This window comes from Olivibacter sp. EAT-5 (genome assembly GCF_044784325.1).
In the GTDB taxonomy this organism is placed as follows: domain Bacteria; phylum Bacteroidota; class Bacteroidia; order Sphingobacteriales; family Sphingobacteriaceae; genus Olivibacter; species Olivibacter oleidegradans.
Window position 1 is genome coordinate 5,138,583 of sequence record NZ_CP173028.1, and the last position, 26,224, is coordinate 5,164,806.

Below are 26,224 nucleotides of genomic sequence, written 5' to 3' on the forward strand. Positions count from 1 at the left end.
CCCGATAACTAGTCGGGCCTGTTTCCGCGGAGAGTGAGAGATTCGAACTCTCGATACCCTTTTGAGGTATACACACTTTCCAGGCGTGCTCCTTAAACCACTCGGACAACTCTCCGTTTATCCCTTACCTTGAAGGACTGCAAAAATAGGAGTTTTGGCGTATTTGCCAAAATAAAAATGTATTTTTCGGCTAATGTGAATTTGGTGACCGGGGCGAAAGGGTACTAAAAATGCTGTCCTATAAAAATGTACTAAATCTCATACATTTCAGCGTACTATCCCCCCTTATTGTATAGCCATCACCAACTTCTTGCTTATCTGCCCTTATTAGCGATCGGTTTAGTTAATAAATGTTAAAGTTCGCTATTGCTAAGCTTTCTACATATTCCTTGGAATGTTTTTTGCCTAAGGGCACATAGAATCGCGGAAAGATTTTTAACAATCTAACTGATGAAATTGATAATAAATTGTTTGATCGCCTTAGCCTTATGCTCCTGTAGCAAGGATAACTTTGAAATAGAGACAGAAACGGATATATATACGTGGAATCGCGAATTATATCGCATAACGCCTTCCTATAAATACATTAATAATGTTCGCATCTCCGATGAACCCAAAGAAGAGTTTGTTTCTTATGACGTAATTAAATTAAGCTCACAACAGGCGCAACAACAACAAGACAGTCTTTTTCAAGCGTCCAACGGTAAATATCTATATCGTTTTAAAAAAGTCAGTACACACAAATAACAGTCAGGCATTAACTATTCGACAGTAAGATAAGATTCTTTCAAAGTAACATGGAAAGTTTATAGTTACTTTGAAAGAACCTGATAGAGCAATAAAGCCCATCCAATTACCAAGAAAAGTCCACCAAGAGGGGTGATGGGCCCTAAAAAACGTAGTTTACGACCGAACGCAGAGCTGAGACACAAACCATAAATACTGAATGAAAACAAGATGACACCAACAATAAATAGTATACTAATTGTTTGAAATAGTGCCACATCTTTGTATAGTTCACCTATACCTATCAAAACAATTGCATGGTACATTTGGTATCTTACACCGGTTTCAAAACTTTGCTGTTGGTCAACCGTAAATTTCTTTTTCAAAGCATGAGCACCAAAGGCTCCCAATATTACGGCAAGGAGGCCAAAAGCAGCGCCAAAAATTTGAGCAACCATCTGTTTTTATTTATTAGTCAAGTCATTTAGCATTATTCTTATATGCCCTGTAACGCTTCTTTCAGTATGGTAAAAGAGGCAAGCCTTTTATTCAGATCATAGATATAACTAGTGGCCATCAACTCATTGATACCCATCTCGGCAATAAAGGCCGATAATTGTCGGCTCAAGGTATCTTTGCTACCCACAAAAGTACAAGCAGTCATATTATTTACCGCTTGCTGGACCTCGGGGCTCCATGCCAGGGCCAAAGAAGGATTCGGTGGTTGCAATGGCTGCCGTTGATCCGTCAAAATGCCAATAAACATCCGATACAAACTGGAGGAAAGAAACTCCGCCTCCTCGTCCGTATCTGCTCCAATAACATTAACACAAGCCATAACATAGGGTTCGTTCAGATGTTCTGAAGGACGGAATTCTCGTTTATATATGGAAACGGCTGCTCGAAATTGAGCGGGTGCAAAATGGGATGCAAAGGCATAAGGTAAGCCTAAACGCGCTGCTAAATGTGCACTATCCGTGCTTGAGCCCAATATCCATATTGGAATATCAAGTCCTTCACCGGGAAATGCTCGAACCTTGCTGTCCACATTATCTCCACTTAAAAACTGTTGCAACTCTTTGACATCATCGGGAAACTGAAAAGCGGCGTGCATATTATTTTTCCGCAAAGCCATGGCTGTCAGCTGATCTGTGCCAGGTGCTCGCCCCAAACCTAAGTCGATACGTCCAGGATATAGTGTTTCTAAGGTTCCGAACTGTTCTGCAACAATCAACGGCGTATGATTGGGTAGCATAACTCCACCGGATCCCACCCTAATTGTCTTAGTACGACCAGCGACGTGGCCAATTAATACGGCTGTAGCGGAACTGGCTATATGTTCCATATTGTGGTGCTCCGCTAGCCAAATTCGACGATAACCTAATTCTTCGATGTGCTGGGCTACTCTTACGCTGCTTTCTATTGCTGTTCCTGCATCCCCCCCTTCCACTACTACTGCCAGCTCTAGAGCTGATAAAGGAATTTGTTCTGTCATAGTTCAACAAATGTAGCCTTTAAGGTGAGTTACCGCTGTAAGCTTTAAGTCAAATTCTATTATAAAATGTCAGCCGTCTTTCAGAATCACTCCCCGCTCCGTTCTCATGATTTCCATTAATTGAAGAACATGCCGACGAATACTTAAAGGCAGTGCAGCGTAGCTCTTATCAAATTTCAACGTACGGCAGGCATCCAACGCGCATTCCTGCGCACGAACGCCAATCTTCGCGGTTTTATAAAAAACAAATATCTTGACTCGTAGCGGTTCTTCATCCGATTTATCCTTCCCTTTATAAGAAGCATAAACGACTACAGGATCGATATACCCATCGCCATCTAAATCTGTAAAAGAACAATAGGATGTCCAGAAACGAATATCTCCTTCTTCCTCCTTTATAAAGTCCTTAAATTCTGTTTTTTTTAAATACCCGCCGTGATCCTGTAAGTATAAAATCCCCTTAATGGATGAATTAGTAGCTGTGTCACTCCCAGCCACATAATTATTTTCCAAAAGCAACATATCCCATAAACCACCTCCATCTCTATATTCAAAGCCACGGAATACAGGCATATCTAAATCACCTTCATAAGCAATTTCGTCTATTTCGGCAGCATTTAAGATTCTTATCTCTTGGGCAAATGATACGGCTATAAACAACATTGTACCAACCAGGCATATTACTTTTAAGAAAATCTTCCTATTCTTCATTAGAGCAAATAGATTTGGTATTTAATCACCACAAAACTAACTTAGTCAAATTGATTAATAAATAGCCATTTTCAAGTATTTCACCAGCCATGATAAAAAAAATAAAAGCAGTTATTTTTGATCTTGATGGAACGATCGCTAATACGCTTCCACTTTGCATTCGAGCTTTCCGTGAGTCTATAGAGCCACTAATTGGCCAATCAATTTCGGATCAGGAAATCATCTCTACTTTCGGCCCTTCAGAAGAAGGGACTATTATGGCCCTGGCTCCGGCGCATTATCAACAAGGCGTTTCCAACTATTTAAGTAATTACGAAGTATTACATGAAATATGTCCGCAACCGTTTGAAGGTATACGTGAAATGCTGGCTGACCTAAAAAAGCATCAGGTTGAAACGGCTCTTGTGACAGGAAAAGGAGCACTGAGCACCGCCATTTCCCTAAAGCGTTTTGATCTTCTTTCTTTTTTTAAGTTGATCGAAACCGGGTCGCCGAAAGGGCCAAGAAAAGTTGAGGGTATTCAAGCTGTACTAAATCATATGCCTGATTTTAAGAAAACCGAGGTCATTTATGTTGGCGATGCTCCCAGCGATATAACAGCCTGTAAGGACGTTGGCATTCCCATTGTAGCGGCGGCTTGGGCAGAGACTGCAGAGGCTGATAAACTACGAGCCTTAGCACCCGACTTTATGTTTTATGACGTTAAAGATTTTCATGGATGGCTGCTTGAAAAAGTTAAATGAAGGTGGTACTTGTTACGGAAAATCTCTATTATCAGCCTATTGACAAAAGTATGTCGCCACGTATCCAAAACACAAACTTAGTATTATCTTAAAATGAAGTTTATTAAGTTTAACAAGATTTGAACCTAAATGAGCAGCTTAATAAATCGTTTTAAACAACATAACTATTACGTAAAGGAAATCATAGGTCTCCTTTTTGTCCTATTTGGCATTTACTTTTTAAAACAGCAGCGTGAAGAGCTGATCAAAGTAAAAGAAACGACCGTTCAAAGCGACCCTTTATGGGTACTAATTGGCATCATCGGTGTACTTCTATATATCCTACTCCAAGCTCTCATGTATGTCCATAGTTTCAAAACGGTTGGAAAAACATTATCTATCCGACTAGCCACGCAGCTGTTCCTCAAAAGAAACTTATTAAGTGTATTCCTCCCGGGAGGCGGCGTGACATCCTTAGCTTTTTTTACGAAAGAAATTGAACGAACGGGCATCAGTAAAACAAAGATAAATTTTGCTTCCTATATATACGGTGTTATCGGAATCATATCAGTTGTCTTATTCGCCTTTCCGGTTATCCTATACATTTCTTTTACAAATCAACGCTATGGAGGTGAATGGGAAACCTTATTGGCTCTCTGTTTGCTGCTATTTTTGATCGGTTATATCAGTTATGATATTTATGTTGAAGGCAGCTTCTATAGATGGCTATTACCGCGCTTCCCCGCACTTGAGGCAGTTGTTTTAGAACTTAAAAACGGACATTTCAGCAAACAACAACTAGGTTTAACATTGCTCTATTCCATATTGATTGAACTGGTTGGAATAATCCATTTACTATTGGCTATGAAAGCTCTCCATTTACAATACGATGTATCGGCTGCTATACTCGGCTATGTAATTGCAACCTTGTTCCTTTGTATTTCACCTTTTTTAAGGGGGCTTGGAGCCGTCGAAGTATCTTTAGTAGTGGTGCTCAACCGATTCGATTTTAGTACTACAGAGTCACTTTCCATTACTTTTCTATATCGTCTTTTTGAATTTTGGCTACCGCTTCTACTGGGTGTTTTTAGCTTCGTTTTTCAAAAGGGTAATTTAATTTTACGCATTTTTCCGTCTGTACTACTTTTCACACTGGGAATCGTCAATATCGCTTCTGTATTAACGCCTGCTATAGCGAGTAGAGTTAAAACACTGCATCGCTTCATTCCAAATGATACGATTCACTTCTCTAACTACATGGTTTTGCTGATCGGACTACTGCTGCTTATCTGCTCGGCATTTTTAATTAAAGGGTTAAGAAATGCTTGGCTAATTGCACTACTACTTAGTTCTTTATCTTTTATCGGTCATCTTACCAAGGCGATCGACTATGAAGAGGCCTCTTTGGCACTGTTCACAATCGTCACGTTATCTGTTACCTATAAACAATATTACATCAAAGGTGATAAGAAGCTTCAAACATTTAGTATCACTACCTCCCTCATCGTTATTTGTGCTGTATTAATCTATGGAACAATAGGCTTTTATCTTTTAAAAGCCAATCACTTTCATGAAAATTTTTCAATTCTTGACTCGTTTGTTAACACCCTGGCTTGTCTTATTCTAGTAGACACCACTTATCTAAATCCACATACGGAATTTGCCAGACTATTTGTTTATTCCATTAATTTATTCGGTGCTCTTGCCATCTTAATGTTATTCTATTCATTCATCCAACCCTATATTTTTAAAACTAAAAGAAACGAAGAAGAATTGATTAGAGCACATGCAGTGATTACCAATTACGGAAAATCAGCGGTTGATCATTTTAAGCTTGCCAATGACAAGCTATTCTTCTTTCCTGCGGATATAGATTCCATGATCGCGTATAAAATAGCCAATAGCTTCGCTGTTGTCTTACATGAACCGGTATGCTTTGACTCACCACTAGTTAAGGAGCAAACAATTTATGCATTTGAAAGATTCTGCCAGCAAAATAGTCTAAAAGCCATTTATTATCGTGTGGATGAGGATAATTTAGAATTCTATAGATCAATTAAGAAAAAAGCACTTCCTATCGGGCAAGAGGCAATTGTCGACTTAAGCCGATTTAACCTGGAAGGTAAAAGCAACAAATCCTTAAGAAATGCCTTGAATAATATCGAAAAGAAGGGTTTTATTACGAAGATTTACACGCCACCAATAAAAGATGGCTTGCTCCAAAAATTAAAGTCGGTCTCAGACGAATGGCTGATTATGCTCAATCGGGAAGAAATGGTTTTCTCTCAGGGGGCTTTTAATGAGACAGAATTGAAACAGCACACCATTATTACCTTAGAGAATACGGATGAAAAGGTCGTGAGCTTTCTAAATATTATACCGGATTATATGCCCGGTGAGACTACTTATGATCTTATTAGAAAAACAGCCGACGCCCCTAGCGGAAATATGGATTGTATTCTTATAAAACTAATAGAGTATGCTCAACAACAAGGGTTCAAATCTTTGAACATGGGCTTAGCTCCTTTTTCCGGTATTGACTCACCGACGGATATACCACAACGGACCATTAAGTTCGCCTACGAAAAACTGCAACAATTCAAACATTACAAAGGCTTAAGAGAGTTTAAAGACAAATATAATCCCACATGGCACACTAAGTATTTAATCTACTCAAACGACTACGATCTCCTGCATATCCCCCTTGCTTTAAATAAAGTGATGAAAGCTTAACGCAATAAGCAACGCCTTTTTTTGGGCAAGGGCACTTCAAATTTTTTTCAAAATTAGTCTCTATCTTGTGCTCTATTTAGCGTTTTGTTAATTTATTCTGTGGAAACCGATAAGTTTAAGCGATAATTGGCTATAAAGTATATTTTTAAGTCCCCGCATCCGGTTTGCTCATCAGATGTAAAACTAGTCGTAAATGAAAATTTTGGTAATAGAAGACAATAAAGAACTCGCTAGCAGTATTCATGATTACCTAGCTGGAGAAAATTATATCTGTGAGCTGGCTTTTAGCGCAACCGAAGCGCGCGAAAAATTGCTCTTCTTTACCTACGACTGTATAATTCTTGATATTATGCTTCCGGATGGAAACGGGCTCGAGTTGCTCAACTTGGTAAAAGAAGAACACATCAACGGTTCTATATTGATTATTTCTGCCAAAGGAGCGCTAGATGATAAAATAAAGGGCCTAGAAGAAGGAGCCGATGATTATCTTACCAAACCTTTTCACTTGCCGGAACTTCATGCACGTCTGAGAGCCATACATCGAAGAAAAAATCTAGACGGCAATAATATCATCTCTTTTAAGGAAATCACGTTAAATACTAATACCTTTGAATTAAAAATACATGGAAAAGCACTAGATGCGACCAGAAAGGAGTTTGAGCTTCTTCTTTATTTTCTGGTAAACAAAAATAGAGTTTTATCACGACAAGCTATTGCCAACCACCTTTGGGGCGATTACACGGATAATCTTAGCAATGTAGACTTTGTTTACCAGCACGTTAAGAATCTCCGAAAAAAAATCAATATGGCGGGTGGCGACGATTACATTGACACGATTTATGGTTTAGGATATAAGTTCAACACAAACAAGAGTTGATATAAATTCCAGATAATGAAATTAGCGGACAAATTTACACTGTGGTTTTTGGCGATAATATTACTTGTAACGCCTATCAGTATGTTCACGACATTAAGTAACATACGCAATCGTATCGATAATTCAGAAATAGAGCGCTTAAAAGCTGTCAACAATGAAGTAGCCGAGCAGTTGAAAGCAGGAATTGCGCCCGATCAGTATTCGCAGGGAAGACCAATCGCTATATTGAAGATAAACAGCGCCTTACCCCAAAACAGGGTACAAGTACAAAAACAACAATGTGACAGTACCGCTTCCGTTACCGATGAATGCCGAATAACGGTCAGTTGTTATTATACCATAAATGGCATCAATTATCAAGTATCTTCCTATAATTACGTAACGCAATCAAAACAGATTTTAAAAGGGATGCTCTTAACGGCCATTTTGAAAACTGTATTGATCGCTTTAGTGGTTCTCTTAACCGTCCGTTTGGTATCCAAAAAGATTCTTTCTCCATTTAATCAAACACTGAAAAGTATACAGAAATTTAGCATTAAAAAAAAGCAGCCGTTAACGCTTAATCATACTAATACGAAGGAATTCCAAGAACTGAACCGATTTCTGAAAAAGATGACGGACAAGGCAATCAAAGAATATAGTTTGGTAAAAGAATTTAGCGAAAATGCATCGCATGAACTGCAAACTCCACTAGCTGTTCTACGAAGCAAATTGGAGCTACTTACGGAAACGGACATACAGCAAAATCAGGCATCGCTTATCGCAGACATGCAAAACGCGATCGAGAAGTTGTCAAGAATCAATCACTCGCTCCTTTTACTCACGAAACTGGAAAATCAGGAATTTGAAGCGACCAAAGAAATAAACTTCACTAAACAGGTTCTTGAGTTACTCACGATTTATGAAGATAGGATAGCAATTAAAGAGCTAAAGGTAACGCAACACATCGATCCTGATATTACCGTCAGAATTAATCCGGCCTTAGCGGACATGTTGTTCGATAATCTGCTTAGCAATGCAATCAGGCATAATGTAAAGAATGGAACCATTTTCCTAGAAATAAATAAAAAGGGAATTTTAATAAAAAATACCGGCCCCGAACCGATTTTCCCAACAGAGGAGTTATTCCAACGCTTTAAGAAAAGCAATCAGTGCAGCAACAGTGTAGGTTTGGGTCTTGCTATTGTTAAACGAATTTGTGAATTGAATAACTTTGATGTTCAATACACTTACGAAAACAGGTTGCATATGCTAACCGTTGATTTTCCAAGAGCTGGGCTTACGGAGACTGATCGAGAGGAAGGTATTTCGGTTTTGGGGCAGGACAATCAAATTGTTACATTAGGATAACAAAATAATCACATTTTGATCACTTCCTTCAAATTCTCTTCAAAATCATTCCCCAATTTCACAAAAGATACTACTAATACTTTTATTTTTTGTGAAATATTCATTCCGTTGGATAATAAGGTATTGCATTTCAAGCCTATTATCATTAATGTTAACACAACATGCTTGGACACAGCAAAAATTGTCTCTAAAGGAAGCCCTCGAATTAGCAATTAACAACTACGGCAGTGTCAAGGCTAAAGCGAATTATGCCAAGGCTTCTTTTTCTTCCGTTGAGCAAGCTAAACGAGATTATCTTCCTAACTTGGTCTTATCCGCGCAACAAGATTATGGAACAGTCAATGGTCAGAACGGACCTCTCTATGGTTTTGGTGGATACGGTGTAGCCTCTTCGGGGCTACCGCTTCCAAACCAGAACTGGAATGCCGCGTTTGGATCGCTTTATTTAGCCAATGTCAATTGGGAATTCTTCTCCTTTGGAAAAGCTAAGGAGCGGATCAAAGTAGCACGAGAAGTTGCCGAACGAGACAATATGGATTTGCAACAGGAGCTGTTCAATCATCAGGTAAAAGTGTCAGCGGCTTATTTGAATCTTCTGGCTGCACAAAAACTCACGCTTTCGTATAAGAAGAATCTCTTTCGGGCCGATACATTCCGCCAAGTGGTTGTCACCAGAGCATTGAATGGGCTCATTGCCGGCGTAGATTCTTCCTTGGCAAATGCGGAGGTATCTAACGCTAAAATAGCATTGACCAAAGCAAAAGATTTTGAACAGGAACAGAGTAACAAGCTGGCGCAATTAATGGGTATTCCTCCAACCGAATTTACCTTAGATAGTTTTTTTATTTCGCATGTACCGGCAGGTATGGAACAGTCGACCGACAGTGATATTGCAAACCACCCTACTTTGAGATGGTATCAATCCCGTATTAATGTGGGGAAAGAACAAAAAAAGTATCTAAAAACACTTTATTACCCTTCCTTATCACTTGTGGGAATCTTTCAGACCAGGGGTTCAGGTTTTCGAAGTGACTACGCGAGTAATCAACAAGCTTTTACACAAAATTATTTCGACGGTATTAAGCCAAGTCGTTCAAATTATCTCATTGGGATCGGTTTGACTTGGAATTTAACCCAACCACTTCGGATTTCGAAACAAGTAAAAGGACAAACCTTTACGAACCAGGCTTTAACAGATGAATTTGAATTGGCGAATCAGCAAATCCGGGCCCAATTAGTTTTAGCGGATACGAAAATTGAAAATGCATTAAGCAATTATAGAGAAGTGCCAACCCAAGTTAAAGCCGCCTCGGACGCGTTTTTGCAGAAATCGGTACTCTATAAAAATGGGTTAACCAATTTAGTGGATGTCACACAAGCCCTGTATGCGCTCATACGGGCAGAGACGGATCGTGATATCGCCTACAACAACGTTTGGCAGGCTTTATTATACAAAGCTGCTGCTTCCGGCGATTTCAGCTTATTTGTTAACAAAATAGAACCTTAGCATTTATTGCTGCAAAAAAAACAGTTAAAAAGAATCTAAATAAACTATCATGAATTTGATTCGCTTTGCATTACGTAAACCGATAACCATAATGGTCATAGTAGCAGGGCTATTTTTCTTTGGAATAAAAGCAGTTACTTCCATTAAGATCGATATCTTCCCAAAACTAGATATGCCTGTAATTTATATTTCCCACCCTTTTACAGGTTATACGCCCGAGCAGATGGAGTCTTTCTTTGCTAAACAATATGTAAACATACTCCTCTATACGAATGGGCTAAAAAGTATAGAGACAAAGAATATACAGGGATTAACCCTAATGAAATTGAACTTTTATCCAGGGACCAATATGGCGCAGGCAGCGGCCGAGCTTGCCTCTTTCACAAATCGTATCCAAGCGATATTCCCTCCCGGATCAAACCCACCCTTCATTATACGTTTTGATGCCTCAACATTGCCCGTTGGCCAACTTGTATTGAGTAGCAAAACGAGAAGCAATAATGAGTTGGCAGATTTAGCTAACACCTATGTCCGTTCTTCTTTTACGTCAATAAGCGGGCTAGTCGCTCCCCCTCCTTTTGGCGGAAATGTCAGGACCATTGTTATCAAAGCCGACCCTGCATTACTTCGATCCCACAATATGACGCCAGACCAATTAGTAGAGGCCTTGAAAATCAATAATCAAACCGCCCCGTCGGGAAATGTAAGAGTTGGCGACAAAAATTACATCACACCTACTAATACAACGATTAAAGATGTTAAAGATTTTGAAAATATACCACTTTTCAAAAGTGGTGTCCAAAACCTTTATCTGAGAGATGTAGCAACTGTCGAAGATGCCGCTGACATTACTTCTGGTTATGCCTTGGTAAATGGTAAACGCTCAGTCTATTTAAATGTTGCAAAAAGTGCTGATGCCTCCACTTGGGAAGTAGTAAAAAAACTGAAGGCCGCAGTTCCAAAAATTCAAAGTCAACTGCCGGAGGATGTTCAAGTAAGCTACGAATTCGACCAATCGGTTTATGTTATGAATTCGGTAAAAAGCTTATTAACGGAAGGTGCCATAGGTGCTATACTCACGGGATTGATGGTTATTCTATTCTTAGGCGACCTACGTGGCGCTTTGATTGTTATCCTTACCATCCCAACATCCATTATATCAGGGGTCCTATTTCTTAATTTATTCGGGCAAACCATCAATATAATGACACTGAGTGGTTTGGCTTTGGCAATCGGAATTCTGGTGGATGAAAGTACGGTAACCATTGAGAACATTCACCAGCATTTTGATATGGGAAAACCAAAAGCTTTAGCGATTTGGGATGCCTGTAAAGAAATTGCCTTTCCTAAGCTCTTAATTCTCTTTTGTATTTTGGCCGTGTTTGCGCCAGCCTTTACAATGGGGGGCATACCTGGATCGCTTTTTCTACCGCTAGCTTTGGCTATCGGCTTCAGTATGATTGTATCCTATTTTCTGGCACAAACCTTTGTTCCTATTATGGCTAACTGGATTATGAAGGTAAAGCATCACAAAAAAGCAGATGGATCGAATTTAACCGATGCTGAAGAACTCGAATTGGCCGGCCTTTCTACCGACGATCATCACGCACAGATCGAACAAAAAATTGCTGCTGCCAGAGCTGCCGACAGAAATCATAATGAAAAGATTGGCGTTTTTGAGAAGATACGAATGCGCTATTTACGTTTTATCGAACGCATTATGCCTTATCGCAAAGCAATTGTTGTTGCCTATCTTTTAATTATTTGTGGATTGGCAAGTATATTGATGATGCAAATCGGCCGAGACGTATTACCAAAAGTAAATGGAAGTCAATTCCAAGTACGCCTACGCGCCCCCGACGGCACCAGAATTGAAGAAACCGAGCGCAAGACAAACAAAGCCATTGAAGCTATCAAGAAGTTAGTAGGTCCGGAGAACGTGTCGATCACCTCTGCCTATGTAGGTTTGCATCCATCTCTTTTCTCCACAAGTCCTATTTACCTATGGATGGCGGGCCCACATGAATCCGTCATTCAAGTAGCATTGAGTGAACACTATAAAACTGACCTCGATAAACTCAAAGAGAACATTCGATCTGCATTTGCTAAAGATTTACCGGAAGTAACAACCTCCTTTGAACCGATAGAATTAACGGATAAAATTCTAAGTCAAGGTTCGCCTACTCCAATAGAAGTCCGATTCTCCGGAAGAAATAAAAAGGTGAGCGAGGCATTTGCGCAAAAGCTTATTACTAAACTTAAAAAAATAGATTACCTAAGAGATGTTCAATTGGGGCAGTCTACCAAATACCCATCAATCAATATTAATGTAGATAGAACAAGAGCCGCACAATTGGGCGTTGATATGAATGACGTTTCCCGATCTTTGATTGCCTCTACGTCTTCTTCGCGGTATACCGATAAAAATATTTGGATCGACCAACGCATTGGCAACAGTTACAGTGTTCAAGTACAGATTCCGGAAAATAAAATGAACAGTATCAATGAAATCAATGAAATACCTTTATTGAAAAATTCATCCAGACCCGTACTGGGAGATGTTGCTACCATAACTTCGGGTATAACCTACGGTGAAACTGACAATTTAGGAGCGATGCCCATGTTATCTGTAACGGCTAACATTAATCAGCAGGATTTAGGTACCGCGTCTAAAGAAGTAGAAAAGGCGATTTCCTCACTGGGTGAACTGCCTCGCGGTTTGGAAGTAGAATTGATCGGTTTAAGCAATACGCTAACCGAAACTATGGACAGTTTAGAAAGCGGTCTATTAGTGGCTATTGTGGTCATATTCTTAATGCTTGCCGCTAACTTCCAATCGTTTAAAGTTTCTGGAATTGTTTTAGCAACCGTCCCTGCAGTTATTTTAGGTTCTATCGGTCTTCTATTATTAACAGGATCTACCTTAAATTTGCAATCTTATATGGGTATGATCATGTCGGTGGGCGTATCAATATCCAATGCCGTTTTGCTGATTACCAATGCTGAAGAGATACGGAAGACGACAGGAAATGCTATTTATTCGGCAACAGGGGCTGCCTCACTCAGATTAAGACCTATTGTAATGACGGCATTGGCCATGGTGGTTGGTATGATTCCGATGGCCAGCGGATTGGGAGAGGCCGGTGACCAATCCTCTCCTTTGGGTAGAGCTGTGATCGGGGGCCTTGTGGCGTCGACTTTTGCGGCACTTTTTATCCTGCCTTTGGTATTCGCCTGGGGGCAAGGTAAAGCCAGCACACAAAGTGTGTCTCTTGATCCGGAAGACGAAGAAAGTATTCATTACATTCCATCTATTACTAAAAATTAAAAAAATTCAAATATGAACTCTTACAGATTTGTTTTATTGACCAGCGGTTTATTGAGCATAACCTGCATGTTGGCTCGGTGCACCTCACCTATACAAAAAGCGGAGGCCGAAAATCAAAAAGCAAAGGAGGAGTCGGCTCCATTGGAAATATTTAAATTGAGCAAAGGCCAACTTTCTTCTTCTATTAAAATTCCCGGAGAGCTTATTGCCTATCAACAAGTGGATTTATACGCCAAAGTTAGTAGTTTCGTAAAAAAGCTAAATGTGGATGTCGGCAGTGTCGTATCTGCAGGGCAAATACTCGCTACAATGGAAGCGCCCGAATTGAATTCACAACTAGCAGGAGCTGAATCCCGCCTGAAATCGCAAGAAGCTGTTTATCTAGCAAGTAAAGCTACTTATCAACGGTTACTGGAAACCAGCAAAACACCGGGGACGGTATCACAAAACGATCTCGATTTAGCATTGGCTAAACAGAATTCAGATCTTGCGCAATTTAAAGCGGCACAGGCTGCCTATCGCGAGGTCGGCGACACAAAAAATTATCTTGAAATAAGGGCACCTTTTTCGGGTATTATAACTGCGCGGAATGTCAGCGCAGGTGCTTATGTTGGTCCTTCCGGTAAAGGTTCTGAGGCCCCTATTTTTACCTTACAGCAGCAGGACAAGCTCCGTTTAGTGGTCAGTGTGCCCGAACTATATTCAGCCTATTTGAATCGCCAAAATGAAATCAAGTTTTCGGTTAAAGCTTTACCAAGTGAATCTTTTACGGCCAAAGTCGCGAGGTTAGCAGGCGCATTGGATCCCCGTCTTCGTTCACAACGTATCGAAATGGATGTTAATAATAGTAATAAACAATTGCTACCGGGCATGATTACAGAAGTTGAAATTCCGCTTACCGGCGCCGAGCATACTTTTGTAGTGCCTACAGAAGCGGTTCTCAATTCAACCCTAGGAACTTTTGTGATTAAAGTAGAACACGATAGTACGAAATGGATCCCCGTCAATCTCGGCCGTCAAGCGGACGGAAAATCAGAAGTTTTTGGACCCCTTAATGAATCTACACAACTCGTTAGATTGGCGACAGAAGAAATACGAGATAAGGAACCCGTAAGTGCGCCTGTAAAATTAATACAATAAGGCAATAAAAGCTATTGTAACGTTATCTACAATAGCTTTTCTACCGGCCTTTTCCTTATAGGTTTTCTCTTTTTTAACTTACTTGCTTTGTACTTATTATGGCAGACAGTACCTCTTCCAAATTATCCAACCCTCTAGTACGAATGTTAAAAGTGTGCTGCAGGGCTTCAATAACCTCACAAGCAGTACTAAAAAGAAACGACTCTTTTCTTCCGCTATCATATCGAATATTCAACACATTATCATGTAACGTATAACGGCCATCATCATCTACTTTCGCCACAATAAGCTGTTTTGTAAAGTGTGAATTGGGATGTGTTGAGACATACCAGTTGGCCACTTCATAGTCTATCGACTCCAAAACCTCTGTGTAAAACTGGTAGATCGACCGCCACTCATTCTCTTGCAATACCTGCAGGATATAAAATTTTTCCTTTTGTATAATGCGAAAGATTCCATGTTGCGTTTCCTGCACAATGTCAGGAGCAAAAAGTAAGGGAGCCGTTAAGGTCATAGCCCCAAACCCAACATCGGCTATATAAGCTTGGCCTTCGTAAACTATATGTAATAACATATGAGTTCTCGCCGTTATCTGGGTTGGATCTATATTCCAAATCACTCTTGCCCAAAATCCACTTACCTGAAAACCTAGTTGTATCAATACCTGCTTAAACAACGTATTATGTTCAAAGCAATACCCTCCTCTATGTGACAGTATTAATTTATCGAAAATATCCTCAATGCCTAGACTTATCGGTCTTCCGGTAAGCGGATTCAAATTTTCAAAGGGAATGTATTTTGGATGTAGTCGATGTATCTCCATCAACGTTTCCAGGTTGGTATCCGGTCGCTGCGTATAATGAATTCGCTCTAAATATGCTTTTAAATCAACCATATATAAATTTATTAAATGGTTATAGATAACAAGAACATCTAACGCCCTCCCCTCCTAATTATTATTCCTTCGTTCTTATTTCTGATTACCGATCAAAGTTAGTATTTTTACGCATTAAACCAAGCGGATACTTTGTTTATGAATCATCATATAAACGATTACGACAGCGCTCTTTGGTTGCTGAAAAAAAAGGGTCCTCAAACGCTCATTGAGGTCGCTAATGAGCTTAAAATCACCACGGAGGGCGCGCGTTTCAAGCTACAAAAACTTGCCAACGATGAGTTGGTTACCTCCAGCACGCGAGTAAAAGGACGGGGAAGGCCACAACAGATTTGGTCGTTAACCCGTGCAGGACACGCGCGGTTTCCAGACTCGCACGCAGATCTTACCGTAAAGCTTATTGACTTAATTCGTCAAAGCTTAGGCGAACAAGCCATGGAAACCATCATTTCCGAAAACGAAAAGGCAGGCATAATAAAATACAATGAACACTTAAAGGGTGTTAATGAATTGGAAGAACGAGTCAATAAATTGGCCGAGATTCGGAATCAAGAAGGCTATATGGCCGAATGCCAAAAGCAGGGTGATGTTTATTTACTCATCGAAAATCATTGTCCGATTTGCGCAGCAGCACAGACTTGTCAGGGCTTTTGCCGTTCAGAGCTTAATACGTTCCAAAATGTTTTAGGAGAAAATGTATCCGTTGAACGGATAGATCATATTCTTGCCGGGGCAAGAAGGTGTGCTTATAAAATTTATCTTCAGTAATGCGGAATATTCGTCTAAATAGAGGTTGCTTTTGATAAAATAAAAACAATTGCTTCCCACTCTAATCGTAAACTCTGCTCGATCAGGGCCTTATAAACCCCATACCAAAGGCGGATCCAGCACCTAAAATAGCTCCTGCCGCAACATCTGATGGATTATGAACACCTAAATACATGCGAGAGTAACCTACAGTTCCTGCCCAAATGAACGATGGCGCAATTATATACCATTTAGGATAAGCGCGCGACAAGGCCGTGGCCGTACTGAATGAAGCGGACGTATGACCTGACGGGAAAGAATAACTAGACGGCTGATAAACAGCTTTAAACCCACTATGTGCGATGAAGGGACGTGGTCTTTTAAATATTTTCTTCAATCCAAAATTTAGCAAGGCGGTAATTGCTGTACTACTAGCTATATAAACTGCGTTCTGCCGCATCTCTTTGTTTCCATCAATTACACCGGCGACAAACAATCCGGCAGGTATGGCGGCGTTGACATAGTTGTTTGCATCAGAAATGATACGCATTGCCTTCGTTTCTTGCTCGCTCCTCTTGGCGGCTAAATTTTCCAAAATGCGTAGATCAATTTGATCAACTGTCGACTGCCCAAAAAGATTAGAAGTACAAAAAAACAAAAATACGATCGTATAAATTTTCATCTACCTTAATTCCAATTTCCAAACTTAGGCAAATTACATCCCGAAAGCAAAGAAGATTGATCACTGCCGTGATTGGATAAACCGTTAAGATTTAAAAATTGGAATAAAAAAAGTCTTCAACCGGGGAGATTGAAGACTTTAACTAACCAATTATAAACCTAAATTATGATGACACAAAGATAGTGTACTTAATACACTATATTGATAAATTAATTGTAATTTATTTGTCATTTCGACCAAGGACTTATTAAACACCGAATGGTGGAAGTTCAGTTCCAGTGACTTACTGCTTTTAAATGCTTTTTTCAGTCAAGTATTTCCAGTACCTCTTGGGCACATGTTGAACATGCAATCTCACGTTTTTTCTTTCCTTTATATTGGTGGATTTAAAATACTGTTGCCACAAATCGGCATACAGAATCTCGTCTTCTTCAAGCTGTACCATATCATCCAACAGGACTGTCTCATTTGTTAATTTTACTTCCGAAACAAGGTTTAAATCGTAATAGATGCCGTAGTCGCGTTTTGTATCATATATTAACCAACGTTGATCCGCATAACGGCGCATAAAATGCTCGTTAATAAGCGGAAGCACATTAAAGTCCGGTTCAATCACGGCAAAGTATAAACCATTTTTTTGCTTTTTAAAACGCGTAAAGGCTTTCATGCGATGTCGTTCTCTGTTCACCATCTTTGCAGTCTGATGTATTGTTAGCACGTCATTCCGTCCAAATGCTAAGTGCCCCTCTTCAACGGTCGAAAAATAAAAACAGACAGCCGAGCACAAGGTCGCCTCTATTTGGGGAAGCTCAGACAGAAACGCGCAGAACAAGTTTTCCTGAGCATATTTTGGTATCCGCAATTGTAAACCTTTCCAAACGCGCTGGGCTTTTGATTTATCGGTTGTCACTCTTTTCCACGGCACGAAAATATCTTGTTGTAACGGTTGTTCATTCCGGTAAATGGCGGTTACCGAGACCTTGAATTCGAACATCTCAAAAACCAAAGTTAACCAGCCTTCCCATGTTCCATCATAAATTATTACACACATTTCTAGAAGAGGCTTGTTTGATAAAAGTTGCTTCTTGAATATTTACTTTTCGAAGCATTCAAAATATATGATTTAATAAGCTGCTCAGGCTTATCACAGAAAATTTGCTTATATCCTCTACATATAATGAAATACTTAGCTCTATTGAGCGAAACACCTATTTTTTTCAATTGTTCTATATCAAGATGACCATGCTTTCGCGCATTGACTATTTTATGGGCCGAAGTCAGCCCGATACCCGGTACTCTTAGTATAAGATGGAGATCCGCATTATTGATATCAACAGGAAAAAATCCGGGATTTCTCAATGCCCAACTAAGTTTCGGGTCAATGTCTAAATCTAATACAGGATGTTGCTCATTCACCAGCTCGGATGATTTAAAGCCGTAAAACCTCATGAGCCAATCGGTTTGATAAAGCCTATTTTCCCGAAGGAAAGGTATTGCCGAACCAATCCCCGGTAAACGCATATCATCACTTATCGGAACATATCCGGAATAATATACGCGTTTAAGGTTAAATTTGTCATAGAGATTTTGTGCAACCTTTATAATTTGAGCATCCGTTTCGCCACTTGCGCCAATTATCATTTGGGTACTTTGACCTGCCGGTGTAAACGAAGGAGTATATTTGAATTTTTCTTTTTCTTCTTTTACCTCCATGATTTTCTGCTTGAGGTAATCCATCGGTCGGATCATATCTTGCCTATTCTTTTCCGGTGCTAACAACTTTAAACCTGATTCAATCGGAATTTCAATATTCACGCTTAACCTATCAGCGTATAGCCCCGCTTCGTACATCAGGTCATTACTAACTCCCGGAATCGTCTTCAAATGAATATAGCCATTAAAATTGTGATCCATTCTCAGTTTTTTTGCAACAAGTATCAACCGCTCCATGGTATAATCTGCATTTTTAAAAATACCGCTACTGAGAAACAAGCCTTCAATGTAGTTGCGTCGATAAAAGTTGATGGTAAGATCTACGACTTCCTGAACTGTAAAAGCCACCCGTTTAATATCATTGCTTTTTCGCGTAACACAATAGGCGCAGTCATAAATACAAAAGTTCGTCAATAAGATTTTCAATAAAGAAACACAACGACCGTCTTCCGTATAGGTATGGCAGATACCGGCGCCCGTATTCCCAATGCCTTTGTTCTTATTTTGTCGATTGCTTCCACTCGAGGAACAACTTACATCATATTTGGCTGCATCAGCCAAAATTTCTAACTTCTCTATAATCCTGCTCAAAACAAACTAAATTTATTAGCAAATATACTAAATAAAATAGTATACAGAATTATTCGAGAATCAATTCTATTTACCTTCAAATAATCTTCCCCAACTTGATTACTACCGCGCCACCTACGATCACAATGCATTAAAAAAGCTTCCGGATATAGTTACTTTAACCTGTATTTTCACTAGCTTCGTAAAAGTTAATAAATAAGATTATGAAATTCACAAGAAAAGCAAATGCCAATTGGAAAGGCACAGGCATGGAAGGAAAGGGTACAATCAGTACACAAAGTAAGACATTGGATAACGCCCAACTCTCATTCAAAACCCGCTTTGAACAAGGCGTCGGCACTAACCCCGAGGAGTTGGTCGCAGCAGGGCACGCGGGCTGCTTTACCATGCAACTAAGTTTCCTGTTGAGCGAAAAAGATTATACACCGGGAAATCTAGATACCGAAGCCCAGATAACGTTTGAGGACGGCTCAATTACACATATCAAATTAATCTTAACCGGAGAGGTAGATAACATTTCCGAGCAAGAATTTAAGGAAATTGCGCAAAAAGCAAAAGAAATCTGTCCTATCTCTAAGTTATTGAATACTGACATAACATTAGAAGCGTCTTTAGTGTAAGTGCCCCCTCCAAGCAGCTATTTTCCAGCTGCTTGGGGAGCAAAGCAAACTTTTTAACTATGACACCGCGGTAAGCTTCAACACGACGCTCTTTCGCTTACTAGACAAATAGGGGTTAAAACCTACCTTCATCAAAAAGTCGCCCGTATAAGTTTCCCCGGGATTAATCAGAGATGATTCTCCGTTATAAAGATTTATCTCTTCCAACCGGTAGCTTTTAACCGGATCTAATCCTTTGAACTTTATGGGGGCCGGCGTACCTGTATTTTGACGATAATTTACCAAGTAATTAAATATTACCCCTGAATCCCTATTTTCATTGACATATAGAATAGAAGCATAATCCTTTTCTCGAGGGTTTGCCAATCGAAATTGATCGCCTTGCCAAATAATCGGTTTTAATTCATCGTAGGTTTTCAGCGCTTGCTGACAAAATGCCAAATCTTCTTTTGGTAGTTTACTGACCACAATATCAAATCCTAATTTACCCATCATAGCAACGTCAACCTTAAATTTAATGGGCTGGTCTCCCCAGTCAGTTACATGATTAGCACTGGCCAAAGCCGGATAAAAAAAAGAATATTCATACTGCATGAAAATACGTTCCAAAGGGTCTGTATTATCACTCGGCCAATATTCAGTGAAATAGCGAAGGGCCCCGTAATCAACCCGTCCTCCTCCCCCCGAGCAAAGCATCATCGGTATTCTTGGATACTTGGCCCTGATCCGTTCCAGAACCGCATATAACCCTTTCACATAGTCTACATAGAAATTTCCCTGGCTTTTGAGATAAGGGGAATAGGCGTTGTAAATAACAGCATTGCAATCCCATTTCACATAGGCGAGGCCCGGATTTTTTACAAACAAATCATCCAACGTCTTGAAAACAAAATCCTGTACTTTAGGGTTTGACAAGTCCAACACCAACTGATTTCTAAAATAATATTCAGGACGTCCCTCTTGCTTTACCACCCAATCCGGATGTTTTTCATATAACTCGCTTTTAGGACTTACCATCTCAGGTTCCACCCAAATACCAAATTTAACCCCATTGGACGCAGCCTCCTTTACTAAAGAAACAAGGCCATTGGGTAATTTCTCCCTATTCTCTTCCCAATCGCCTAAAGCCGCTGTATCGCTGTTTCTTGGATATTTATTTCCGAACCAGCCATCATCTAAAAGAAACAAATCAACCCCTAACTTTTTTGTATCTTTTAGCAGAGAAGAAAGTTTGTCTTCATTAAAATCGAAATAAGTGGCTTCCCAATTGTTCAATAAGGTTAATCTACTGCCTCCGCCATCAAGCAATTGATACCTCCGTGCCCAATTATGAAGATTTCTACTCGCATTCCCTATGCCTTGATCAGAAATCGTATAGACAAACTTAGGCGTTATGAATTCTTCATTTTTTTGCAGTATATAAGTAGAGGCGTAATTGTTTATTCCGGCTAGTATACGTAGGTTGTCTTGCGGATCCTTCTCGAAATCAATTTTGAAATTACCGCTCCATGCTAAACCGCCTATAAGCACAGACCCCTCATCTTCTTTGGCAGGACCATTAAAAGACAGCAAAAAGGAAGAATGCTGAAAAAGGTTTGCTCGCGTTCCCAATTTGCTGTCAATCGTTTTTATTCCGTGCGTTAACTTCTCTTCCTCGGGCTGCATTTCCTTGATCCAATCGCCGTGATAATGCTTTAACCAAAAATTGTCCGCTTTTAAGTTTAAATTGGCGGACGAATACTTAACCAACTCCACAGCTCCCTTCTCATGATGACGAATGGTAGCCCATTGCTCGATAACATTTTCTTTTTGATAGATCCGATAATGTAAATCAACTTCAAAAGGATATAGAGCATCTTTTAGAAGCACCCGTAACTCACCGATGTTATGGTTTACAGTGATAAATTCATGGTTCAGATATTTTAAATCCAGCGATTGATTACCGTCTGCGTGTCGCACACTGATCGCAGGTTCCAGCAAGTTACGACTTCCCGACCCTGTATAGGCCGCGCGGTACATCCCGGTATAATCGTCAGCTTGTTTATATTGAGAAGCCAGTCGGCGGTAGTCAGAAGAATGTAGCAATTTAGGGCCCAAATAAACCATATTGAGATCGCCATTGATTTCCACTTGTAAAACAATGGCTTGTTCGCTACCCTCTAAAATAAGTTGCTCTTTTACTTGGTTGGTAAGCTCTTTTTGCTGCGCTCCTGCAATAAGATAACAGCACATGGCAATTAAGACGAAACAGCAGTGTTTCATAAATACGATTGTTCTTTGCATTTATTATCGGTTAATTTACAAATCTGTACTAGTCTATACTATTAAACAAAAGTAGCAATTAACATGCAACAAGACAAGCTATTTGTATGCAAACAATAAGACTAAATCTTTTTTCACTTTTTCTAGTACCTTCTTTATTTTTAACTATCTTTATCGCCAGCATAATAGTTTTAGAATAAAGCACATAGCAACTAATCAACCCAAATAGAAAAGCCAGGCATATAGTCTGGCCTTTTCATTTTATTTGATATAGAGCTATTCTTATAAGCGTCGCATCACACCCCATTATTGTCGCTTCTACACATATTACCTGTTGATTTTTTGAATTAAGTTTGTACTTAACAATGACAATATTTGGCCATTGAAAACAAATTATTCCAGTGAATCCGGCACGAGCCGTAGCTTTAGAAAGAACACCTGCCAGCGGTAGGCAGCAAGCGTTCTTGTTATTAAGAAGTTTATTCTAATGAAAAAAATTATCGTATGTAATTGGCTATCCCTAGACGGTTTTTTTTCCGGTCACAATGGCGAAACCGACTGGTTTTATTGGAATGATGAAATCGAGCATCACCAACTTACTATACTACAAGGGGTAAAATTAATGTTATTTGGCAGAACTACTTATGATATAATGGCAAATTACTGGCCAACAAACGCAGCTGCTCATGAGAATAAACAAATAACCAAATTGATGAACAACATACATAAAATCGTTTTTACAAGCAGCTTAAAAGCGATCAGTTGGAAAAACAGCATTGTTAAAAGTGAACTTAAGCAAGAGGATATACACCGCCTAAAACAAGAGACTCATGGAGACATCCTCATCTTGGGAAGTGGAAGTATTGCTTCGCAACTGTTGAATTTGGATTTAGTGGATGAATTGCACCTTTTCATCAATCCGATTATACTGGGTAGTGGGCAAACCATGTTTCAACACGTACACGGACGAATAACATGGGAACAAGCGAAAAGCGAGTCTTTCAGTAATGGGGTAACATTAAATGTTTATGAAAAGCAGCCTGCAATTTCAAATGAACATCATCAACTCCTTTCGAAAATTAATTTATCATATTATGGAAACTAAGATCAAAAGTAATTTCTTAAAAATTGTCATCCCTGCCTACAGAATGCGTAGTCAACTATTTAATAACGTGCTGGCCAACATAAATGAAACAGATGCTAAACATAGGGTAAACGGTCGCACCAATCACATATTGTGGATGGCTGGCAATTTAGTAAACTGCCGCTATTGGCTCGGAGAAGCATTGGGACTTCCATACAAAGACCCGCATGCAGATTTATTTTCAGATGCCAAAGCTTTAGATGAAAACCTAAATTATCCTAACCTGACGGCACTTATAGGTGAGTGGCATAAGATTTCACCAAAGCTTTTTGACAGACTTTGCAACATAATTGACGATGAGCTTCTTCAGCCCTATGCTATTGGAATGGAAACACCCTTTATCGAAGAAAACTATTTAAATGCAATCGGAATGTGTCTTGACAGAGAAGAATATTTGTTCGGGCAGTTAGGCCTTATGCGGCGAGTTCTAGGTTACGAGGCTATGAAATATGATCTAGATCCCTCCATCAAGTACTAAAGGTCGTTTTTCACTTTTAAGCCCTGCGGAGCCATTTACGCGATATATCGCCAGTTACTTGAGAGACAGGTCCCACATATACACCGAAGTAAAAAGATTAAGAATGAGATAATGAACTCGACTTATTCATTGATGATTAATTTGTAACCAATACCCCGTATATTAACAATCTCAATACGGCTGTCCTCTCTCAGGTGTTTTCTAAGCTTTGTAATAAAGACGTCCATACTTCTGGCGTTAAAGAAATTATCTTCTCCCCATACAACTTCAAGCGCCAATTTACGATTGAGCACCTCGTTTTTATTTTCGGCAAGTAACTTCAGAAGTACCGACTCTCTGAACGAGAGTTTGATCGTTCCGTTTGGCTTGTTCAGTTCCTGATTTTTGCTGTTGAACAAAAAATCGCCTATCTCAAAGATCTCTTTTATCTCATTTTTGTTTTTTATTGATGGACGGGATAAAAGCGCATTTATTCGAACAATTAACTCTTCCATACTAAATGGTTTCTTTAAGTAATCATTGCAACCCAGTTCGAAACCCTTTACCACATCGTTGGTTAGAGATTTTGCTGTGAGAAATATAATCGGAACCTGCTGATCTATCCTTCTAACGTCTTCTATAAGACTAAAACCATCTTTCACGGGCATCATAATATCAAATATGCAAACAGTCGGTTGCCAAGCTCTGAACGTGGCATAGGCCTTTACTCCATCTTGGACTAAAATCACGTTAAACCCGCTAAGTTCTAAGCTCTCCTTAACGATCTTACCAAGAAAAGGCTCGTCTTCTGCTATCAATATTTTCACAGCTTCCATATAAAGTAAAATTTTATGTAATCAAGTTAATATAAATAAAAACAACACAATATCATTTAAAAGGTAAACAAATAGTAAATACACTTCCCTCTCCTAATCTACTGCTTACGCTGATCTCTCCGTGATGCATCCTGACAATACTTGCAACGTAACTCAGTCCCATACCGAAGCCTTTTACATCATGAAGGTCGCCTGTTGGAACCCGGAAAAAATTGTCAAACACACGATCCTGATAAGCGGTAGGAATTCCAATACCATTATCTTCTATCGAAATCTTCACAAACGCTTGCTCATAACGCAGGTCAATCTTAATCACAGGTAAACGTCTTGAATATTTTAGGCTATTTTCTATTAGATTATAAAAGACATTCGCTATATGGTCTTGATCCAGCTCCAACATCGGCAGTAATTCTTGCCCTTCGTTAACGTGTATTACTGCATTTTTTCTTGATAATTGCGGCTGCATAGTTGAGATAACCTTATTAATTAGTAAAAGAACATTGGTTGTTTGAAAGTATAGACTAACTTCGTTCTTTTCAAAAGCAGCCATTCTTAACACCTTATCAACCATACTCGATATACGATTGAGTTCAAGTTGACAGATAGTTAGGTATTCTGACAATCGTTGCGAATTACTATTTACTTCCCTATTTTTAAGCGCTTCGACAGCCAAGGATATAGTTGCTATGGGCGTTTTGAATTCATGGGTCATATTATTAAAAAAGTCATTTTTTATATCCGACATTTTTTTTTGCTGAAAAATAGTACGCAACATATACAAAAATGCCCAGGCCGTTGCTCCTATAATAGCGATTGAAATAAGTAATATCCATTGCATTTTTTTTACGATAAAGAGCAGATTATTGTCTAAAGAAAAATCGACAAAGTAAGGCTGTAATATGCCGAATTTTAAACGCGTTATTTTACGTGAGAACTGCTCAAAGCGTATACTATCCGTATAATAAGGTTGACCTCTACCACTTATATTGGACAATTTTAATGCATAAGACGTATATATATTATGCGTGTGTAGTAAAGAATCAATTTCTAAAGCTAAAGGGCCGGATAGCTTTTGTAGCTCAGATTTGTCATGGAAAACATCGGTTATGTTAACAATTTTCGTTTGTTGAACTTTTGAGCGGCCTTTTATATCCGTTTTGCCTGCGTTTATCTGCGTGATCACCGACAATTTAAAAGGCCCTTTTGTTGAATCATCGGGTTCAAGTAACGGAAGCTCCGGTTGTCCCCCCGTCACATCGCTAAATGTTTGAAAAAAGGCATTCATTTTCTCGCCCTTACCTATAATAAGACGCTTACCGCTCCGCAAGCTATCCAATGGAATACCCAACGTCTTCATATCACGCTGGATATGTTTTTGCTGAAGCGTTTGCAATAGCTTTAATATATCCTTATCAAATTGTTCAGCACTCAGTTGATAAGAATTGTATAGCCAGTAGCCTTGTAACAGAAAAACACCGGCCAAGGCAAATGACACAATGATTACTGTAAAACGAATTCGTTGCAATAACATACTACAAATCTACATTTAATTGAATGCAAGCCTTAAACCGTTAACAGAACTTAGCAGAAATTAACAGTAATTAACATTCACCCTTATGTTTAACAGTGTTTAACAGTAATAAAAATCAATAAATCGACTAACCTATATACTTTCGATGATACAATAA

General features: G+C 39.3%; 22 protein-coding genes and 1 tRNA gene. 12 read left to right on the forward strand and 11 right to left on the reverse strand.

What is annotated here, in order from left to right:
* Positions 1 to 27 precede the first annotated feature (27 nt).
* Positions 28 to 115, reverse strand: a tRNA-Ser gene (locus tag ACH11B_RS21465).
* Positions 116 to 450: 335 nt separating this feature from the next.
* On the opposite strand from ACH11B_RS21465, the gene ACH11B_RS21470 reads away from it, so the two are divergent.
* The gene (locus tag ACH11B_RS21470; RefSeq protein ID WP_130855739.1) at positions 451 to 747 is read left to right on the forward strand and encodes a hypothetical protein; all 297 of its coding nucleotides are present in this window, start codon (positions 451 to 453) and stop codon (positions 745 to 747) included.
* Positions 748 to 812: 65 nt separating this feature from the next.
* Here ACH11B_RS21470 and ACH11B_RS21475 read toward each other — a convergent pair whose 3' ends face one another.
* From ACH11B_RS21475 to ACH11B_RS21485, 3 genes are all read right to left on the reverse strand, one after another.
* Positions 813 to 1,184, reverse strand: a complete 372-nt coding sequence (locus ACH11B_RS21475; RefSeq protein WP_013667298.1) for a DUF423 domain-containing protein — start codon at positions 1,182 to 1,184, stop codon at positions 813 to 815.
* Positions 1,185 to 1,222: 38 nt separating this feature from the next.
* Positions 1,223 to 2,221, reverse strand: a complete 999-nt coding sequence (locus tag ACH11B_RS21480) for an LLM class flavin-dependent oxidoreductase (protein ID WP_013667299.1) — start codon at positions 2,219 to 2,221, stop codon at positions 1,223 to 1,225.
* A gap of 69 nt (positions 2,222 to 2,290) precedes the next feature.
* Positions 2,291 to 2,932 (reverse strand): M949_RS01915 family surface polysaccharide biosynthesis protein, encoded by a 642-nt coding sequence (locus ACH11B_RS21485; RefSeq protein WP_049795072.1) that lies wholly within the window; start codon positions 2,930 to 2,932, stop codon positions 2,291 to 2,293.
* Positions 2,933 to 3,021: 89 nt separating this feature from the next.
* Here ACH11B_RS21485 and ACH11B_RS21490 point away from each other — a divergent pair, with 89 nt between their 5' ends.
* The 7 genes from ACH11B_RS21490 (at position 3,022) to ACH11B_RS21520 (ending at position 14,589) form a co-directional block, all read left to right on the forward strand.
* On the forward strand, positions 3,022 to 3,675 hold the full coding sequence (locus tag ACH11B_RS21490; RefSeq protein WP_013667301.1) for an HAD family hydrolase: 654 nt from the start codon (positions 3,022 to 3,024) through the stop codon (positions 3,673 to 3,675).
* A gap of 129 nt (positions 3,676 to 3,804) precedes the next feature.
* Complete coding sequence (locus ACH11B_RS21495) at positions 3,805 to 6,387, forward strand: phosphatidylglycerol lysyltransferase domain-containing protein (RefSeq protein WP_130855738.1); 2,583 nt, start codon at positions 3,805 to 3,807, stop codon at positions 6,385 to 6,387.
* Positions 6,388 to 6,580: 193 nt separating this feature from the next.
* On the forward strand, positions 6,581 to 7,264 hold the full coding sequence (locus ACH11B_RS21500) for a response regulator transcription factor (protein ID WP_377608678.1): 684 nt from the start codon (positions 6,581 to 6,583) through the stop codon (positions 7,262 to 7,264).
* A 15-nt stretch (positions 7,265 to 7,279) separates the two neighbouring features.
* Positions 7,280 to 8,614: a HAMP domain-containing sensor histidine kinase gene (locus ACH11B_RS21505; RefSeq protein WP_013667305.1), complete on the forward strand. Its 1,335-nt coding sequence runs from the start codon at positions 7,280 to 7,282 to the stop codon at positions 8,612 to 8,614.
* A 148-nt stretch (positions 8,615 to 8,762) separates the two neighbouring features.
* On the forward strand, positions 8,763 to 10,121 hold the full coding sequence (locus tag ACH11B_RS21510; protein ID WP_013667306.1) for a TolC family protein: 1,359 nt from the start codon (positions 8,763 to 8,765) through the stop codon (positions 10,119 to 10,121).
* A gap of 49 nt (positions 10,122 to 10,170) precedes the next feature.
* Positions 10,171 to 13,449, forward strand: coding sequence for an efflux RND transporter permease subunit (locus ACH11B_RS21515; protein WP_377608676.1), 3,279 nt, complete (start codon positions 10,171 to 10,173; stop codon positions 13,447 to 13,449).
* A 12-nt stretch (positions 13,450 to 13,461) separates the two neighbouring features.
* Positions 13,462 to 14,589 carry an efflux RND transporter periplasmic adaptor subunit gene (locus ACH11B_RS21520; RefSeq protein WP_013667308.1) on the forward strand — a complete coding sequence of 376 codons (1,128 nt, stop codon included), beginning with the start codon at positions 13,462 to 13,464 and terminating at the stop codon, positions 14,587 to 14,589.
* A gap of 73 nt (positions 14,590 to 14,662) precedes the next feature.
* Here the strand turns inward: ACH11B_RS21520 and ACH11B_RS21525 are convergent, their stop codons facing one another.
* Positions 14,663 to 15,484, reverse strand: a complete 822-nt coding sequence (locus tag ACH11B_RS21525; RefSeq protein WP_130855734.1) for an arylamine N-acetyltransferase — start codon at positions 15,482 to 15,484, stop codon at positions 14,663 to 14,665.
* A gap of 138 nt (positions 15,485 to 15,622) precedes the next feature.
* Between ACH11B_RS21525 and ACH11B_RS21530 the strand changes: the two genes are divergently transcribed.
* Positions 15,623 to 16,252 carry a metalloregulator ArsR/SmtB family transcription factor gene (locus ACH11B_RS21530; protein WP_013667310.1) on the forward strand — a complete coding sequence of 210 codons (630 nt, stop codon included), beginning with the start codon at positions 15,623 to 15,625 and terminating at the stop codon, positions 16,250 to 16,252.
* A gap of 82 nt (positions 16,253 to 16,334) precedes the next feature.
* Here the strand turns inward: ACH11B_RS21530 and ACH11B_RS21535 are convergent, their stop codons facing one another.
* From ACH11B_RS21535 to ACH11B_RS21545, 3 genes are all read right to left on the reverse strand, one after another.
* Entirely contained in the window at positions 16,335 to 16,913 is a 579-nt protein-coding gene (locus ACH11B_RS21535) for a phosphatase PAP2 family protein (protein ID WP_130855733.1), read from the reverse strand.
* Positions 16,914 to 17,205: 292 nt separating this feature from the next.
* Positions 17,206 to 17,964 (reverse strand): TIGR03915 family putative DNA repair protein, encoded by a 759-nt coding sequence (locus tag ACH11B_RS21540; protein ID WP_130855732.1) that lies wholly within the window; start codon positions 17,962 to 17,964, stop codon positions 17,206 to 17,208.
* 2 nt (positions 17,965 to 17,966) lie between these two features.
* A complete protein-coding gene (locus tag ACH11B_RS21545; RefSeq protein ID WP_377608673.1) occupies positions 17,967 to 19,217 on the reverse strand; it encodes a putative DNA modification/repair radical SAM protein in 1,251 nt (416 codons plus the stop codon).
* Between the two features lie 203 nt (positions 19,218 to 19,420).
* On the opposite strand from ACH11B_RS21545, the gene ACH11B_RS21550 reads away from it, so the two are divergent.
* Complete coding sequence (locus tag ACH11B_RS21550; protein WP_013667314.1) at positions 19,421 to 19,837, forward strand: OsmC family protein; 417 nt, start codon at positions 19,421 to 19,423, stop codon at positions 19,835 to 19,837.
* Positions 19,838 to 19,894: 57 nt separating this feature from the next.
* Here the strand turns inward: ACH11B_RS21550 and ACH11B_RS21555 are convergent, their stop codons facing one another.
* Positions 19,895 to 22,120: an alpha-galactosidase gene (locus ACH11B_RS21555; protein WP_207303742.1), complete on the reverse strand. Its 2,226-nt coding sequence runs from the start codon at positions 22,118 to 22,120 to the stop codon at positions 19,895 to 19,897.
* A gap of 466 nt (positions 22,121 to 22,586) precedes the next feature.
* On the opposite strand from ACH11B_RS21555, the gene ACH11B_RS21560 reads away from it, so the two are divergent.
* Positions 22,587 to 23,204 (forward strand): dihydrofolate reductase family protein, encoded by a 618-nt coding sequence (locus tag ACH11B_RS21560; protein WP_130855730.1) that lies wholly within the window; start codon positions 22,587 to 22,589, stop codon positions 23,202 to 23,204.
* Positions 23,194 to 23,721, forward strand: a complete 528-nt coding sequence (locus ACH11B_RS21565; RefSeq protein ID WP_013667317.1) for a hypothetical protein — start codon at positions 23,194 to 23,196, stop codon at positions 23,719 to 23,721. The genes ACH11B_RS21560 and ACH11B_RS21565 overlap by 11 nt, the downstream gene beginning before the upstream one ends.
* A gap of 122 nt (positions 23,722 to 23,843) precedes the next feature.
* Here the strand turns inward: ACH11B_RS21565 and ACH11B_RS21570 are convergent, their stop codons facing one another.
* A complete protein-coding gene (locus ACH11B_RS21570; protein WP_013667318.1) occupies positions 23,844 to 24,536 on the reverse strand; it encodes a response regulator transcription factor in 693 nt (230 codons plus the stop codon).
* Positions 24,537 to 24,588: 52 nt separating this feature from the next.
* Complete coding sequence (locus tag ACH11B_RS21575) at positions 24,589 to 26,067, reverse strand: sensor histidine kinase (protein ID WP_377608671.1); 1,479 nt, start codon at positions 26,065 to 26,067, stop codon at positions 24,589 to 24,591.
* Between the last annotated feature and the right edge of the window lie 157 nt (positions 26,068 to 26,224).

Excerpts from the sequence above, each read along its gene's own strand:
- ACH11B_RS21470 (WP_130855739.1), top strand. The coding sequence starts at position 451 with ATGAAATTGATAATAAATTGTTTGATCGCCTTAGCCTTATGCTCCTGT.
- ACH11B_RS21475 (WP_013667298.1), bottom strand. The coding sequence starts at position 1,184 with ATGGTTGCTCAAATTTTTGGCGCTGCTTTTGGCCTCCTTGCCGTAATA.
- ACH11B_RS21480 (WP_013667299.1), bottom strand. The coding sequence starts at position 2,221 with ATGACAGAACAAATTCCTTTATCAGCTCTAGAGCTGGCAGTAGTAGTG.
- ACH11B_RS21485 (WP_049795072.1), bottom strand. The coding sequence starts at position 2,932 with ATGAAGAATAGGAAGATTTTCTTAAAAGTAATATGCCTGGTTGGTACA.
- ACH11B_RS21490 (WP_013667301.1), top strand. The coding sequence starts at position 3,022 with ATGATAAAAAAAATAAAAGCAGTTATTTTTGATCTTGATGGAACGATC.
- ACH11B_RS21495 (WP_130855738.1), top strand. The coding sequence starts at position 3,805 with ATGAGCAGCTTAATAAATCGTTTTAAACAACATAACTATTACGTAAAG.
- ACH11B_RS21500 (WP_377608678.1), top strand. The coding sequence starts at position 6,581 with ATGAAAATTTTGGTAATAGAAGACAATAAAGAACTCGCTAGCAGTATT.
- ACH11B_RS21505 (WP_013667305.1), top strand. The coding sequence starts at position 7,280 with ATGAAATTAGCGGACAAATTTACACTGTGGTTTTTGGCGATAATATTA.
- ACH11B_RS21510 (WP_013667306.1), top strand. The coding sequence starts at position 8,763 with ATGTTAACACAACATGCTTGGACACAGCAAAAATTGTCTCTAAAGGAA.
- ACH11B_RS21515 (WP_377608676.1), top strand. The coding sequence starts at position 10,171 with ATGAATTTGATTCGCTTTGCATTACGTAAACCGATAACCATAATGGTC.
- ACH11B_RS21520 (WP_013667308.1), top strand. The coding sequence starts at position 13,462 with ATGAACTCTTACAGATTTGTTTTATTGACCAGCGGTTTATTGAGCATA.
- ACH11B_RS21525 (WP_130855734.1), bottom strand. The coding sequence starts at position 15,484 with ATGGTTGATTTAAAAGCATATTTAGAGCGAATTCATTATACGCAGCGA.
- ACH11B_RS21530 (WP_013667310.1), top strand. The coding sequence starts at position 15,623 with ATGAATCATCATATAAACGATTACGACAGCGCTCTTTGGTTGCTGAAA.
- ACH11B_RS21535 (WP_130855733.1), bottom strand. The coding sequence starts at position 16,913 with ATGAAAATTTATACGATCGTATTTTTGTTTTTTTGTACTTCTAATCTT.
- ACH11B_RS21540 (WP_130855732.1), bottom strand. The coding sequence starts at position 17,964 with ATGTGTGTAATAATTTATGATGGAACATGGGAAGGCTGGTTAACTTTG.
- ACH11B_RS21550 (WP_013667314.1), top strand. The coding sequence starts at position 19,421 with ATGAAATTCACAAGAAAAGCAAATGCCAATTGGAAAGGCACAGGCATG.
- ACH11B_RS21555 (WP_207303742.1), bottom strand. The coding sequence starts at position 22,120 with ATGCAAAGAACAATCGTATTTATGAAACACTGCTGTTTCGTCTTAATT.
- ACH11B_RS21560 (WP_130855730.1), top strand. The coding sequence starts at position 22,587 with ATGAAAAAAATTATCGTATGTAATTGGCTATCCCTAGACGGTTTTTTT.
- ACH11B_RS21565 (WP_013667317.1), top strand. The coding sequence starts at position 23,194 with ATGGAAACTAAGATCAAAAGTAATTTCTTAAAAATTGTCATCCCTGCC.
- ACH11B_RS21570 (WP_013667318.1), bottom strand. The coding sequence starts at position 24,536 with ATGGAAGCTGTGAAAATATTGATAGCAGAAGACGAGCCTTTTCTTGGT.
- ACH11B_RS21575 (WP_377608671.1), bottom strand. The coding sequence starts at position 26,067 with ATGTTATTGCAACGAATTCGTTTTACAGTAATCATTGTGTCATTTGCC.